10 protein-coding genes are annotated in these 14,513 nt (G+C 71.7%); 3 read left to right on the top strand and 7 right to left on the bottom strand.

Annotated elements, in window-relative coordinates; all coding sequences use genetic code 11:
- Nucleotides 1-3: 3 nt before the first annotated feature.
- Nucleotides 4-1,308 carry a transglycosylase family protein gene (locus OP86_RS38740; RefSeq protein WP_063832347.1) on the top strand — a complete coding sequence of 435 codons (1,305 nt, stop codon included), beginning with the start codon at nt 4-6 and terminating at the stop codon, nt 1,306-1,308.
- Nucleotides 1,309-1,708: 400 nt separating this feature from the next.
- Here the strand turns inward: OP86_RS38740 and OP86_RS11350 are convergent, their stop codons facing one another.
- From OP86_RS11350 to OP86_RS11370, 5 genes are all read right to left on the bottom strand, one after another.
- Nucleotides 1,709-2,728, bottom strand: a complete 1,020-nt coding sequence (locus OP86_RS11350) for a LacI family DNA-binding transcriptional regulator (RefSeq protein ID WP_209440339.1) — start codon at nt 2,726-2,728, stop codon at nt 1,709-1,711.
- A 25-nt stretch (nt 2,729-2,753) separates the two neighbouring features.
- Nucleotides 2,754-4,451 carry a glycoside hydrolase family 13 protein gene (locus tag OP86_RS11355; protein WP_030258245.1) on the bottom strand — a complete coding sequence of 566 codons (1,698 nt, stop codon included), beginning with the start codon at nt 4,449-4,451 and terminating at the stop codon, nt 2,754-2,756.
- A gap of 65 nt (nt 4,452-4,516) precedes the next feature.
- The gene (locus tag OP86_RS11360; protein WP_030258242.1) at nt 4,517-5,425 is read right to left on the bottom strand and encodes a sugar ABC transporter permease; all 909 of its coding nucleotides are present in this window, start codon (nt 5,423-5,425) and stop codon (nt 4,517-4,519) included.
- A gap of 40 nt (nt 5,426-5,465) precedes the next feature.
- Nucleotides 5,466-6,467 (bottom strand): carbohydrate ABC transporter permease, encoded by a 1,002-nt coding sequence (locus OP86_RS11365; RefSeq protein ID WP_030258239.1) that lies wholly within the window; start codon nt 6,465-6,467, stop codon nt 5,466-5,468.
- 81 nt (nt 6,468-6,548) lie between these two features.
- Nucleotides 6,549-7,826, bottom strand: a complete 1,278-nt coding sequence (locus tag OP86_RS11370) for an extracellular solute-binding protein (protein ID WP_030056558.1) — start codon at nt 7,824-7,826, stop codon at nt 6,549-6,551.
- 310 nt (nt 7,827-8,136) lie between these two features.
- Here OP86_RS11370 and OP86_RS11375 point away from each other — a divergent pair, with 310 nt between their 5' ends.
- The gene (locus tag OP86_RS11375) at nt 8,137-8,640 is read left to right on the top strand and encodes a GNAT family N-acetyltransferase (RefSeq protein WP_030056557.1); all 504 of its coding nucleotides are present in this window, start codon (nt 8,137-8,139) and stop codon (nt 8,638-8,640) included.
- 49 nt (nt 8,641-8,689) lie between these two features.
- On the opposite strand, the gene OP86_RS11380 is transcribed toward OP86_RS11375, so the two are convergent.
- Nucleotides 8,690-9,769, bottom strand: a complete 1,080-nt coding sequence (locus OP86_RS11380) for an aldose epimerase family protein (protein WP_033331612.1) — start codon at nt 9,767-9,769, stop codon at nt 8,690-8,692.
- A 173-nt stretch (nt 9,770-9,942) separates the two neighbouring features.
- The gene (locus OP86_RS11385; protein ID WP_051829962.1) at nt 9,943-12,960 is read right to left on the bottom strand and encodes an ATP-binding protein; all 3,018 of its coding nucleotides are present in this window, start codon (nt 12,958-12,960) and stop codon (nt 9,943-9,945) included.
- A gap of 308 nt (nt 12,961-13,268) precedes the next feature.
- Between OP86_RS11385 and OP86_RS11390 the strand changes: the two genes are divergently transcribed.
- Complete coding sequence (locus OP86_RS11390; RefSeq protein WP_051829963.1) at nt 13,269-14,216, top strand: terpene synthase family protein; 948 nt, start codon at nt 13,269-13,271, stop codon at nt 14,214-14,216.
- The last annotated feature ends 297 nt before the right edge of the window (nt 14,217-14,513 follow it).

Raw genomic sequence — 14,513 nt, forward strand, 5'->3', positions numbered from 1 at the left:
TTCATGCTTCCCACCAACGGCACCCGTCTGTCCAGCCGCACCCGCCGCGTGATCGCCGCCATCGGCGTCGCGGGCGTCGGCCTCACCATCCCGTGCCTCGTCTCCGGCACCGCCTCCGCCGCCTCCGTCGCCACCTGGGACAAGGTCGCCCAGTGCGAGAGCAGCGGCAACTGGGCCATCAACACCGGCAACGGCTTCTACGGCGGCCTCCAGTTCACCTCCAGCACCTGGGCCGCCTTCGGCGGCACCGCCTACGCCCCGCAGGCCAACCAGGCCACCAAGGACCAGCAGATCGCCGTCGCCGAGAAGGTCCTCGCCTCGCAGGGCCCGGGCGCCTGGCCCGTCTGCTCGATCCAGGCCGGCCTGACCAAGGGCGGCACCCCGGCCGCCGTCGACACCTCGGCCGCCGCCAAGCCGGCCGCCCCGGCCACCCCGGCCGCCCCGGCCACCCCGGCCGCTCCGGCCACCCCGGTCGCTCCGGCCACCCCGGTCGCTCCGGCCGCCAAGCCCGCGGCGAAGCCCGCCAAGCCGGCCGCGCCCGCTCAGGACGACGCCAAGGCCGCCACGGACTCCGCCACCGGCAACTGGGCCCAGAAGCACCAGCAGCAGGCCCAGAGCGGCGACTACACCGTGGTCGAGGGCGACTGGCTGTCCTCGATCGCCGACAAGAACCACGTCCAGGGCGGCTGGCAGCGGCTCTACGAGCTCAACCGCGCCACCCTGACCGACGGCCCGGACAGCATCTACCCGGGCCAGCACCTGTCCTTCGGCGACCGCGGCCAGGCCCAGCCGTCGGCCTCGGCCGACCAGTCCTCCTCGGCCACGTCCGGTTCGGACTTCAGCTGGTTCAACCGCTCGCAGAAGTCCGGTCAGTCCGCGAACGGCGGTTCCGTGAACGCCAAGCCGGCCGCACAGGCGCAGACCCCCGCCCCGGCTCCGGCCGCCACCGGCAGCATGGCCGCCGCGGTGTCCTTCGCCGAGTCCAAGGTCGGCCAGGCGTACGTCTACGGCGGCACCGGCAACGGCGGCTGGGACTGCTCCGGCCTGACCCAGGCCGCGCTGCGCGCCGCGGGCATCTCCGTCCCGCGCGTCGCCGCCGACCAGGCCGCCGCCAGCACCCACGTCTCGCTCGACAGCCTGCAGCCGGGCGACCTGCTGTTCTGGTCCAACAACGGCCAGGACTCGGGCGTCTACCACGTCGCCATCTACGTCGGCGGCGGCAAGTACGTCGAGGCCGCCAACCCGAGCGCGGGCGTCCGCGAGCAGACCATCGCCAACTGGGCGCCGGACTTCGCCGGCCGGGTCTGAGGACGGCTGGGGGCTGAGGGCTGACGCATCACAGCCGACGGATGACAGCAGACGGATGACAGCTGACAGATAACAGATTTCAACATCTGTCAGCTGTCATCCGTCGCCCGAACGCTGACCGCCCACCACCCCCGGGGAGAGCCTGTCGCTCCTCCCCGGGGGTTCCGGCCTATCTCCGTGGTCAAACCCGACCCGAACGGGCATGCTGCTGCCCACCGCCTCACCGTCGACCGCCCGGCCGCCCGACCGCCCAGGAGGGCTGAACCGGCGCACGCCGAGGGGCCCCGGAGAGCAACTGCCCTCCGGGGCCCTTCCCTTGGCCGTGGCCTTGGCCCTGCCGACCCACCACCTGCCGTCAGCAGGCCGCACGCCCGCCTTCGACAGGCCGCACCGCCGGCGCTCAGCGCGCGCAGGCCCCGGTGGACCCGCGCATCACCAGTTCCGGCTGGAACATGAACTCGCCGCGCTGGGCCGCGTTCCCGCCGACCTCCTCCAGCAGCGCGTCCACCGCCGCCGTGGCCATCGCCTCGACCGGCTGCCGGATCGTGGTCAACGGCGGCTCGGTGAAGGCGATCAGCGGCGAGTCGTCGAAGCCGACCACCGAGACGTCCTGCGGCACCGACAGGCCCCGCTGCCGCACCGCCCGGATCGCCCCGAGCGCCATCATGTCGCTCCCGCAGACGATCGCCGTGCAGCCCTTGTCGAGCAGCACGCCGGCCGCCGCGTGCCCGCCCTCCACGCTGAACAGCGTGTGGTGGACGAGGTCGTCGGCCTCCTCCTGGCTACGCCCGAGCACCTCGCGCATCGCCGCCGTGAAGCCCTCGATCTTGCGCAGCACCGGCACGTACCGGCGCTGCCCGACGGCCAGCCCGATCCGCTCGTGGCCGAGTTCGGCCAGGTGCTGGACGGCCATCCACATCGCGGCGCGGTCGTCCGGCGAGATGAACGGCGCGTCGATCTTGTCGCTGTAGCCGTTGATCAGTACGAACGGCACCCCGCGCCCGGCCAGCCGCGCGTAGCGGTCGTGGTCGGCCGTGGTGTCGGCGTGCAGCCCGGAGACGAAGACGATGCCCGCCACGCCCCGGTCCACCAGCATCTCCACCAGTTCGTCCTCGGTGGACCCGCCCGGCGTCTGGGTGCACAGCACCGGGGTGTAGCCGTGCCGGCTGAGCACCTGCTCGATCACCTGCGCCAGCGCGGGGAAGATCGGGTTGCTCAACTCCGGCGTGATCAGCCCGATCAGCCCGGCACTGCGCTGGCGCAGCCGGGTCGGCCGCTCGTACCCGAGCACGTCGAGCGCCGCCAGGACGGTCTGCCGGGTCGCGGCGGAGACGTTCGCCTTGCCGTTGAGCACGCGGGAGACGGTGGCTTCGCTGACCCCCGCCTGCGCCGCGATGTCTGATAGTCGCGCCGTAGTCACGGTCCCAGAGCCTATTGCAACCACGTCAGACCGCCCACCAGCCGGTGCTGTCCGGAGCGAGCACCGTCTCGCCGCCGTCCACCACGAGGTCGGCCGAGGCGAGCAGCAGCGTGCCCGGGGCCGCGATCCGCACCGGCTCCGCGGTGGCGTTCACGGTGCAGACGAAGGAGCCGCGGCGGAACACCAGGGTGCCCTCGGGGCCGTCCAGCCACTCGACGTCGGTGCCGGCGCCGAGGTCGGCCTGCGCCCGGCGGACGGCCAGCGCGCTGCGGTACAGCTCCAGGGTGGAGGACGGGTCGCCGGTCTGCGCCTCGACGCTCAGCTCGGCCCACTCGGCCGGCTGCGGCAGCCAGGACGGCCCGCCGGCCACCGGTCCGAAGCCGTACGGGGCTTCGGTGCCGGACCACGGGATCGGGACGCGGCAGCCGTCGCGGTAGCCGTCCTGTCCGGCCTGGCGGAAGAACGACGGGTCCTGGCGCACCTCGTCCGGCAGGTCGGTGACGTCGGGCAGGCCGAGTTCCTCGCCCTGGTAGACGTAGGCGGAGCCGGGCAGTGCGAGCATCAGCAGGGTGGCCGCGCGGGCGCGGCGCAGGCCGAGTTCGCGGTCGCCGGCGGTGCGGATCTGGGTGCCGAGGCCCGGCTCGTTGGCGAAGCGGGTGGCGTGCCGGGTGACGTCGTGGTTGGACAGCACCCAGGTGGTGGGGGCGTCGACCGGGCGCATCGAGTCGAGCGAGACGTCGATCACCTCGCGCAGCGCCGTCGCGTCCCAATCGGTGCCCAGGTACTGGAAGTTGAAGGCCTGGTGCAGCTCGTCGGGGCGAACGTAGTTGGCGGTGCGCTGGACGGTCGGGGTCCAGGCCTCGGCGACGCCGATCCGCTGGCCCGGGTACTCGTCGAGGATCTTGCGCCAGCTGCGGTAGATCTCGTGCACGCCGTCCTGGTCGAAGAAGGGCATGACGTCGTTGCCGAGCAGCTTGAGCTGGTCGGAGCCGCCGAGGTCGGGCAGGCCGGGGGCCTTGACCAGGCCGTGGGCGACGTCGATGCGGAAGCCGTCCACGCCCATGTCGAGCCAGAAGCGCAGGATCGAGCGGAACTCGTCGGCGACGGCCGGGTTGTCCCAGTCGAAGTCGGGCTGCTCGGGGGCGAACAGGTGCAGGTACCAGTCGCCGGGGGTGCCGTCCGGGTTCTCGGTGCGGGTCCAGGCCGGGCCGCCGAAGATGGACTCCCAGTCGTTGGGCGGCAGTTCGCCCTTCTCGCCCTTGCCGGGGCGGAAGTGGTAGCGGTCGCGCAGCGGGGAGCCGGGGCCGTCGCGCAGGGCGCGCTGGAACCACTCGTGCTGGTCCGAGGAGTGGTTGGGAACGAGGTCGACGATGATCCGCAGCCCCAGCTGGTGCGCGTCCCGGATGAGGGCGTCGGCGTCCAGCAGGGTGCCGAACATCGGGTCCACGGCACGGTAGTCGGCGACGTCGTAGCCGGCGTCCGCCTGCGGCGAGGCGTAGAACGGCGAGAGCCAGACGGCGTCCACGCCGAGATCGCGCAGGTAGGGCAGGCGGCTGCGGATGCCGGGCAGGTCGCCCATGCCGTCGCCGTTGGAGTCGGCGAAACTGCGCGGATACACCTGGTAGATGACCGCGTCCCGCCACCAGCCTCTGGACGCGCTGACGTTCGCCTCGTGAGCGGTGTCGGCGACAGGCCGGGAGGTGTCGGCCAGGTTCTGGGTCATGGACGGTATCCCTCGGGGATCGGAGTTGCGGGGAGCCTTGCGCGCGAGGTGTTCCGCGTCGGGCGTCACGACTTGGAGGCACCGGCGGTCAGGCCGGTGACCAGGTGGCGCTGCACCAGGTAGAAGAAGGCCGCGGACGGGATCGCGATCAGCACGGCGGTCGCGGCCATCAGGTTCCACTGGGCGTCGTGCTCGCTGACGAAGGTCTGCAGGCCCACGGCCAGCGTGTACTTGTCGGAGCTGAGCATGAACGTCGAGGCGAACGGCACCTCGGCCCAGTAGGTGAGGAAGGAGTAGAAGGCGGCGACCGCCAGGCCCGGGCGGGCGAGCGGCAGCACCAGCCGCCAGAAGGTGCCGAACGGGCTGAGCCCGTCGACCCGGCCGGCCTCGTCGATCTCCACCGGGATGGTGTCGAAGTAGCCCTTCAGCAGCCAGGCGCAGTACGGCACGGTGGTGGTCGAGTAGACCAGGATCAGGCCGGTGTAGCTGTCCAGCAGGCCGAGTTCGGAGAGCATCGTGTACATCGGCACGATCAGCACCGCGATCGGGAACATCTGGGTGACCAGCAGCGACCACATCAGCGGCTTGTGCCCGGGGAACTTCATCCGGGACACGGCGTAGCCGGTGGTGGCGGCGACCAGGACGCCGAAGACGGTGGTCACGCCGGAGACCAGCAGGGCGTTGCCGAACCAGGTGAAGAAGTCGGTGTCGGACAGCACGTGCTGGTAGTTCGACAGCGTGAGCTTGTCGAGGATCTGGCCGGGGTGGAGGTAGTCGGACTTGTCCGGGCCGAGCGAGACGAAGAGGATCCACCCGACCGGGAACAGGGCGATCAGGCTGGCCACGATCAGGGTGCCGTGGGACAGCGTCCGGGCCAGCGGGCTGCTCTCGCCGCGTCGACGGACCTTGGCCGGCCGGCCGGCGGTCGGGGCCGCGCTCGCCGCGGGGGCCGGGCGTTCGGTGGTGGTGCTCATCGGGGTTACCTGCCTTCGTGGGTCAACTGGGTCCGGGGCCTCAGCCGTTGGCCTGCTCGTTGCGGGCGAGCCAACGCCGGTAGAAGGCGGTGAAGACGATCAGGATGGACAGCAGGATCACGCCGTAGGCGGCGGACTGCGCGTAGTCCCGGGGGATCTGGCCGAAGCCGAGGCGGTAGGCCCAGGTGACCAGGAGCTGGGCGTCGGGCGCGCCGGTGCCGAACAGCAGGTAGATGACGTTGAACTGGTTGAACGTCCAGATCACGCCGAGCAGCACGACGGTGGAGGAGACGGTGCGTAGCCCGGGCATGGTGACGTACCGGAAGCGCTGCCAGGGGGTGGCGCCGTCCATCTCGGCGGCCTCGTACAGCTCGGCCGGGATCGACTGCAGGCCACCGAGCAGCGAGATCATCATGAACGGCACGCCGGCCCAGGTGTTCACCAGGATCGCGGCCACCTTCTGCGCCCACGGGTCGGTCAGCCAGCCGGGCTCGGGCAGGTGCAGGGCGGAGAGGATGCCGTTGACGACGCCGCCGTCGGCGAGCATCAGGCGCCAGGAGAAGACGGTGACGAAGGTGGGTACGGCCCACGGCAGGATGAGCAGCATCCGGTAGACGGCGCGCCCGCGCAGCTTCTTGTTGAGCAGCAGGGCGAGGCCGAGGCCGAGGGTGTAGTGCAGGAAGACGCAGACGGCCGTCCAGGCGATGGTCCAGACGAAGTGCGACCAGAAGCGGTCGTACGAGCCGGGGCCCCAGAGGATGTCGGCGTAGTTGTGGAAGCCGACGAACCGGTAGCTGGCCGGGATCTCGTTGACGCCGATCGTGCGGGCGACGTTGAGGCTGTTGGCGTCGGTGAGGGTGAGCCAGATGCCCTCGACGAGCGGGTAGATCACCAGCGCGCCGAGCACCAGCACGACCGGGGCGATCATCGCGTAGGCGTACCAGTGCTTGGCGTAGGAGCGCTTGACGCGTTCCAGCAGGCCCGGACGCTGCTCGCGCTCCCGGCTGCCCTTGCCGGTGGCGCCCTGCACGGCGACTGACATCGTTTGCACCTTCTCGGGGGTTCTCGGAGGCCGACGGAGCCGACGGCCCGGCCTGCCGGGGGGGCAGGCCGGGCCCGGGGACTACTTGGCGAAGCCCGGCAGGAGCTTGGCGTAGTCGGTGGCGACGGTGTTCAGCGCGTCCTGGGTGGCGGTGCCCTGGGTGGCCTTGCCCAGGTTGGTGCCGAGCGAGGAGAACAGCGAGCTGTACTCGGGCAGTTCGGGGCGCGGCTTGGCGCTGCTCAGGATGCTCTGGAAGCCGGCGATGCCCGGGTCGGCCTTGACGTCGGCGGTGAAGGCGTCGGAGCGGGTGGGCAGGGTGGAGTTCTTCTGCGCGATGAACGCCTGGCTCTCGGCCGAGGTCATGAACGCGGCGAACTTCTCGGCGGCGGCCTTGTGGGCCTTGTCGGCGCCGGCGTAGACGGAGATGTTGTGGCCACCGGTGGGGGCGCCGGCCTTGCCGCTGGAGCCGCCGGGGACGGCGGCGATGCCGAGGTTGTTCTTGTCGGCGAAGGCCGAGCCCTTGTAGATGTTGGTGATCTCCCAGGGGCCCTGGATGATCGCCGCGACCTTGCCGCTGTTGAAGGCGTCCATCATGTGCGCGTAGGCGTCGGTGGTGACGTCAGCCTTGGCGGTGCCGGGCGAGGTGAACATCGTCTTGTAGGTCTCGACGGCCTTGACGGCCTCCGGCGAGGTGACGGTGATCTTCTTGCCGGCGGCGTCGACGGTGTCGGTGCCCTCGCCGAACAGGAAAGGCATCGCGTAGTACCCGTCGGCGGCCTTCAGCCAGAAGCCGTCCACGCCGGCCTTGTCCTTGACGGCGGCGGCGTCGGCCTTCAGCTCGTCCCAGGTCTTCGGGGCATCGGTGATGCCGGCCTTGGTGAACAGCTCCTTGTTGTAGAGCAGGCCGAGGGTGTCGGTCACCAGCGGGACGCCGTACAGCTTGCCCTCGTACTTGGCCTGCTGGATCAGGCTCGGCTGGAAGGCGGAGGTGTCGGCGGCGGCCGGGGTGCCGTCCAGCGGCTCCAGGTAGCCGGCCTTGGCGAAGGCGGCGGTCCAGCCGACCTCGGAGCGGAACACGTCCGGAGCGCCCTTGGCCCCCATGGCGGTCTGCAGCTTGTTCTGCGCCTGGTCGAACGGGACGTTGACGAAGTCGACCTTGATGTTCGGGTTGGCGGCCTCGAACTTCTTGACGAGCTCCTGGTAGTTCGGCGCCTCGTTGGTGGCGTTCGACGTGTCCCAGTACGTGAGGGTGACCGGCCCGTCGGCCTTGCCGTCCGAGCTGGAGCCGCTGCTGCCACAGGCAGCCATCGAGACCGCGAGGGCCACAACGAGGGCAGAGGCCGCGATGCCACGCCGCATGAGAACTCCTTGGGAGGGTGGGGGTGCCCGAGATGTTCGGAGACAGGCGCATAATGGCTGCCTCGTGCCGACCGCATCGTTGCTGCCGTCGGGCTCGGGAAGGAAGTTAACAGCGGGGAAAGATCGACGGAAAGTCCTTGCAGCAAGTTTCTGCAAGAAACGGGGATCGTTACATCCGCGTGTCCTGGACGTTGCCGCTCGGTAGTTGACGTCCGCACCGATTGCCCGGGTACGTCCGATTCACCCCTCCATTGCGAAGCCGAACAGACCACCCGGCGTGGCCGAAAGCCGCCTGCAGCAGACTGGACACATGCGAATCAGAGCCGCCACCAGGGACGAACTTCCGCTGCTCACCGAGCTGGAACGGGCCGCCGGCGCACCCTTCGCCGCGATCGGCATGCCGGAGATCGCCGAGGACGAACCCTGGGCCCCCGAGGAGCTGGCGCACTACCTGGAACGGGGCGTCGCACTGGTCGCCGAAGCCCCCGACGGAGCGATCGCCGCCTACCTGCTGGCCGAACCGGTGGACGGCGCGCTGCACATCGAGCAGGTCTCCGTCCACCCCGACCACGCCCGCCACGGCATCGGCCGGGCACTGATCGAGCACCTCGCCGAGACCACCGACGCCCCCGCGCTCACCCTCACCACCTTCGCCGAGGTCCCCTGGAACGCGCCCTACTACGAGCGCTGCGGCTTCCGCCCGCTGGCCGTCGACGAGCTCACCCCCGGCCTGCGCGAGATCCGCCGCAGGGAGGCCGAGCACGGTCTGGACCGCTGGCCCCGGCTCTGCATGCGCCGGGACCTCCGTCCGTGACCGGCCGGCCCATGACCAGCGAGGCCACGACCCACCCGGCTATGCCCCGCTAGGCCGTGACCGGCCGGTTCGTCCCCAGCCGCAGCACGGTCGTCGAGCGGAACTCCTCCCCCGGCCGCAGCACCGTGCTCGGGAACGCCGGGTGGTGCGGGGAGTCCGGGAAGTGCTGGGTCTCCAGCGCGATCCCGGCGAACGGCCCGTACGGAACGCCGCGCGCGCCGGTGACCGCGCCCTGGAACTTGTTCGCCGTGTAGACCTGGATGCCCGGCTCGGTGGTCAGCACCTCCAGGGTGCGGCCGCTGACCGGGTCCTCCAGCAGTGCCGCCCGCGCCGGGCTGCCGTCCGCCGGGCGGGCGCGCAGCACCCAGTTGTGGTCGTAGCCGCCAGGGCCGGCCAGCTGCGGGTGCGGGTCGTGCACCGACTTGCCGATCGGCGCGGCCACCGTGAAGTCGAACGGCGTGCCGGCCACCGGCTCGGTCCGCCCGTACGGGATCTGCCGCTCGTCGGCCGGGGTGTACTCGTCGGCGTCCAGGGTGAGCAGGTGGCCGAGGACGTCGCCGCTGCCTTCACCCGCAAGGTTGACGTACGCGTGGTTGGTCAGGTTGACGACGGTCGGTTTGGCGGTGACGGCGCGGTAGTCGATCACCAGCTCGCCGGCGGCGTCCAGCGTGTAGGTGACGGTGACGTCCAGCGCGCCGGGGAATCCCTGGTCCCCGTCCGGGCTGTGCAGCCGCAGCCGCACCCCGCCCTCGACCGGCTCCGCCGCCCACATCCGGTGCGCGAAGCCGTCCGGTCCGCCGTGGATCGTCATGCCGCTGCCGGTGGAGGCCAGTTGGTGCTCCGCGCCGTCGATGGTGACGGAGGAGCGGTCGATCCGGTTGGCGTACCGGCCCACCACCGTGCCGTAGTGCCGGGCCGGGCCGAGGATCTGGGCCAACTCGTCGGTCGCCAGCAGCAGTTGCTCGACGCGCCCGGACCGGTCGGGCGCGCTCAAGGTGTGCAGGGTCGCCCCCAGCGTGAGCACGCTCGCCTCGTACGGGCCGGCCGTGAGCGTCCAGCGCTCGATCGCGGCGCCCGCGCCCGAGGGGTCGAGGGGTTCGTGCCGCACGCTGGTGGCCTCGCTCGCCATGCCTGCTCCTCACTGGCGTCGGCGGCGCGCCGCGACCGCCCGGTTCCTGGTCCGTCGGGGGCTCGCCGCGGCAGCCCCGTATCCGTCAGCCTAGCGACGGCGCCGCCGTACGGAACGCCGCCGCACGCACGGACGCCGCCGCACAGACACCGCCGCACGCACGGACGCCGCCCCTACTCCTCCTGCTCCTCCTCCGGCCGGGTCGCCTCCCGCTGCGTCGACGGCAGCCCGAGCGCCGAGGCCAGCCCGTCCGGCCCGCTGCCCGCCTTGCGGTAGACGGCGGCCAGTCGCCGGTTGACCAGGTTGATGTGCACCCCCAGCTCGTCGGCGATCCGCTGCGGCGGCACGCCCTGCACCGCCCGCTTGGCGACCTCCAACTCCGGCCCGCTGAGGGTCTCCAGCGTGTCCCCGAAGTCGCGCAGCCTGAGCCGGTTGGGCCGCAGGCCGTAGTTGGCCAGCTCGCGCCGCGCCCGGTCGACCAGACCCTCCGCCGAGCAGTGCTGGGCCAGCTCGATGCCCTGGTACAGGTGCTCCTGGGCGTCCTCCAGGCGCCCGACCCGGCGCAGCGCGGCGCCGAGGTCGACCAGCGCGACGGCGTGCTCGTACCCCGCCGGGGACTGCCCGAGGTGCAGCACGGCCTGTTCCAGCAGCTCGACCGCCTGCTGCCCGTCCTCGACCTGCGCCTGGAGCCGCAGCGCGCTGCCGATCGCCGAGGCGGTGCCGAAGGCGCGTGCGTCCCGGACGGCCTTGTGGGCGTAGTCGCGGGCGCGCTCCAGCTCGTCGTTGGCGAGCGCGACGGCGAGGTGGCCGGCCCAGGGCGCCCAGACGGTGTTGCGCCAGCCGCGGACCTCCAGCTGGGCGCCGGCCTCGGTGAGCGCGGCGGCGGCGCCCGCGTACCGCTCCTTGGCGACGAGCAGCTTGCCGTACAGCGAGGCCGCGTCCGGCAGCACCATGGCGGTCGCGTGGTAGGGCGGGTGGAAGCCGAACTTGTTGGCCAGCTCCCAGGCTTCCTCGACCCGGCCGCGGGCGATCAGGGTGTCCACCAGCACGCCGACCGCGTCCCAGGCCAGCGGCAGGCTCTTCCCGATCCGCTCGGAGATGCGGTACGCCCGGCGCAGGAAGTCCTCGGCCTCGGCGAGCAGGCCGCGGCGGAACCGGGCCAGGCCCATCAGGAAGTACGCGAAGCCCCGGTGGGCACCGCTCCAACCGGCCACCTCGAACTGGATGATGGCGTCCGCCGCCAGCCGTTCGGCCTGCGCGATGCGGTCGTTGTAGATGTACGTCAGGCCGAGCATCGAGGGCAGTTCGAAGCCCCAGGTGGTGTCGGTCCAGCCGAGGCCCTTGGGCAGCCGACCGCCGTCGAGGACCTCGTCGGCGAGCGCGAGCGCCTCGGTGGAGGGCTTGCCGCGCAGGGTGAGGTCCCAGGCGCGCATGGCGAGCACGGCCCGGTCGGCGGCCTCGCGGCCGCTCAGACTCCGGCACATCTCGCCGAGCCGGGCGGAGCGGCCGGGGCCGTCCTCCTCGGACTTGCGGAAGGCGTGCCACATGAACGAGGCGGCCTGGAGCCGCTGGTGCCCGGCCGGGTCTGCGGTCTGCTCGGCCTCGTCCTGGCAGACCAGGGCGGCCTTGCCCAGCTCGCCGCTGTGCGCGAGCACCTCGGAGAGCCGGAAGGTGGCGTCCACGCGCAGTTCGGGGCGCAGCGGCACCTCGTCGGGGTCGAGCGCGAGCTTGAGCTGGTTGACGGTGGCGCCGGGGTCGGTGAGCAGTGCGGAGCAGCCGAGTTCGTACAGCACCTCGGCCTTGATCTCGTCGGCGGGCGGTTCGTCGAGTGCGCGGCGCAGGCAGCGCTGGGCGGCTTCGGGGGCGCCGATCAGCTGGTGTTCGATGGCGGCGCGGCGCAGTTTCTTGACGATCCGGTCGTCGCCCTCGCCGGCGTGGGTCTCGACCAGGTGGCGGGAGGCGGCCAGCAGGCCGAGTCCGGCGTTCTCGATCTCGACGGCGGCGATGCCGTGCATGCCGAGGCGGGTGGCGTCCGGCATGGTGTTGTAGATGGAGCTGCCGATCAGCGGGTGGACGAACTCCAGGTTCCCGTTGGGGGCTTGGGTGAGCACGCGCTGCTTTCGCAGCTGCTTGATGGACTCCCGGGCGGCGTCGGTGCTCTGGGTGGAGATCCGGGTGGCGAGGTCGATCCGGATGTCGGTGCCCAACATGGCGCAGGCCCAGGCGAAGCGCAGGGTGGCGGGGCCGAGCCGGTCCACCCAGCTCTTGAGGGTCATCCCGGTGGCGTCGACGGCGAGTTCGCGCAGTTGCCGGGAGTTCTCCTCGACCGGTTCGAGCTCCTGGTCGCGGACCTGGTCCAGCAGGGCGACGGCCTCGAAGGGGTTGCCGTTGACGACGTTCCAGAACTCGTAGCAGAAGGCGTCCTCAGCCTTGTCGCCGAGTTCGGCGCGGATCATGTCGGTGACGGAGCTCAGGTTGAGCCGGTTGAGCTCGTGCTTGCGGCCCTTGAGCGCGAGGACGTCCTTGCGGAGGCCGTGGGTCTCGGTCGGCCAGTCGCTCTCGTCGTCGCGGAAGGCGAAGACGAGCAGGACGGGAAGCATGTCGGAGCGGACGGCGAACTTGGCGAGCCAGGACAGGGATTCGGCGTCGGCCCAGTGCAGGTCGTCGACGATCATCACCATCGGTGCGCGGCGCGGTGCCAGCTGGGTGAGGACGTAGTCGAGGCCGTCGCGCACGCCCTGCGGGTCGAGGCGGCGGGCGCCGGCCTTGGGCTGCTTGAGGCCCATGGCCGGTCCGACGACCTCCTCCCAGGTGCCCATGACCTGGCGGAACACGTCCGGCTTCAGGTTGCTGAGCACGGGCTGGAGCAGCTGGCGCAGGACGTGGTAGGGCTCCTTGAACTGCCGTTCGCCGCCTCGGGCGAACAGCACGGTGGCGCCCTCGCGGACCTTGGCGATCCGTCGTACCTCGTGCAGCAGGCTGGTCTTGCCGAGGCCGGGGCGGCCGGAGAAGGTGAGCAGGTCACCGATCTCGGTGCCGCCGGCGGCGAATTCGCGGCAGAGCCGCTCGACGGCGGCCTCCACCGACCGCAGTTCGGCGTCGCGGTCGCGCAGCCGGATCCGGGGCGCGGTGCCGTCGCCCTCTCGGCCGGAACCGACTCCCGCCCGAAGTTCGTTGTCCTGCTCGGTCACCGTCGCGCCTCCGCCTCGCCCGATTCGCGTCACAGCTTCATCACTGTGTGGGGCCGAGGGTAGCGCTGTGCGGACCCTCCTGTGCGTCATTCGTGCAGGCTGGGGCGGACGGTGATGGTTCGGACTGCTTGCCAAGGGCAATTGCCCTATATCCCTAACGTCCGATCAATACATCCGATACCCTACGGCCCTCAGGCGCAGATGATCTTGCCACACTCGTCCCCGCCATCCCGCCTCGCCGCGTCAACTCCCCCACAACCAGTGCTCGAACCACAAGCGCCCCCACCCTCCGCTGCACCGGGAGTCCGATGTCTGACGACACCTCACTTCAGATCCCGTTCCGGTACCGCCGCAGTCCGCACGGCCCGTACGCCACCGCGATGCACCGCGACTGGCTGATCCGCCATCCACTGCTCCCCGACGTCGACCACCCCGGCTACGCGCACTGGGAGGTGGTGGACCTCGCCGCGCTCGGCTACCCGGACGCGGGCCCGGACGAACTCGCCCTGGCCGCCGACCTGATGGGCTTCTACTTCCTCTTCGACGACCAGTTCGACGGCCCGCTCGGCCGCCGCCCCTCCGAGGTCGCCCCGATCTGCGAGCGGCTGATCGCGGTCCTGCACGGAGCCCGCCCCGACCAGGGCTCCGCGGTCGAGACCGCCTTCGCCGACCTCTGGAACCGCAGCGCGCACGGCATGCCCGCACGCTGGCAGGCGCGCGCCGCCTACAACTGGGAGTACTACCTGGCCAGTCACCCGGCCGAGGCGGCCGGCCGGATCTCCACCCGACCCCCCGACCGGGACGGCTACCTCGAACTCAGACGGGGCACCGCGGCGATGGAGACCATCTTCGACATGGTCGAGCGACTCGGCCATTTCGAGGTCCCCGCCGCCGTCCTGCACCACCCGGTGCTGCGTCAACTCCGCCAACTGGCCGCCGACATACCGTCACTCAGCAACGACGTGCGGTCCTTCCCGCTGGAGGCGCCGCGCGGGGACGTCAACAACCTGGTCATGATCGTCCAGCGCGAACGCCGCTGCACGGCCGAGGAGGCCTGCGCGGCGGTCATCGCGGAGGCCCAGCTGATGGTCGAGCGCTGCGCCGAACTCCAAGGCCGACTGCCCGACGTCTACCGCGAGTTGGGCCTGTCCAGGATCGAACGCACGATCGCCCAGCGGTACGCGGACGGGCTGCTCACCTGGCTGGCCGGCTACCTCAACTGGGAGGCCCGCACCGGCCGGTACCACTCCGTCTGACGCCCGCCGCACGCCCGCGCAACCGGCCCGCGCAACCGGCCCGCACGGACGGCCGGCACGGACGGCCGGCACGGACGGCCGGCACGGACGGCCGGCACGGACGGCCGGCACGGACGGCCGGCCCGCCGGCGACGACCGGAACGCGCACCCTCCGTACGGATCCGACGTACGGACCGTAGCCGCGCGCGCGTCCGACGGCTATCGTGCTCGACGGCGGGCGCCCCGACCGGGAGCCCGGCCTCTGTGCGTGTCCAGCCCCTCCCGCCGGGCCGCCCCCGACCGGGCGGTCCGGCGCGC

It is taken from the genome of Streptomyces novaecaesareae (assembly GCF_000716875.1).
GTDB classification, from domain to species: domain Bacteria; phylum Actinomycetota; class Actinomycetes; order Streptomycetales; family Streptomycetaceae; genus Kitasatospora; species Kitasatospora novaecaesareae.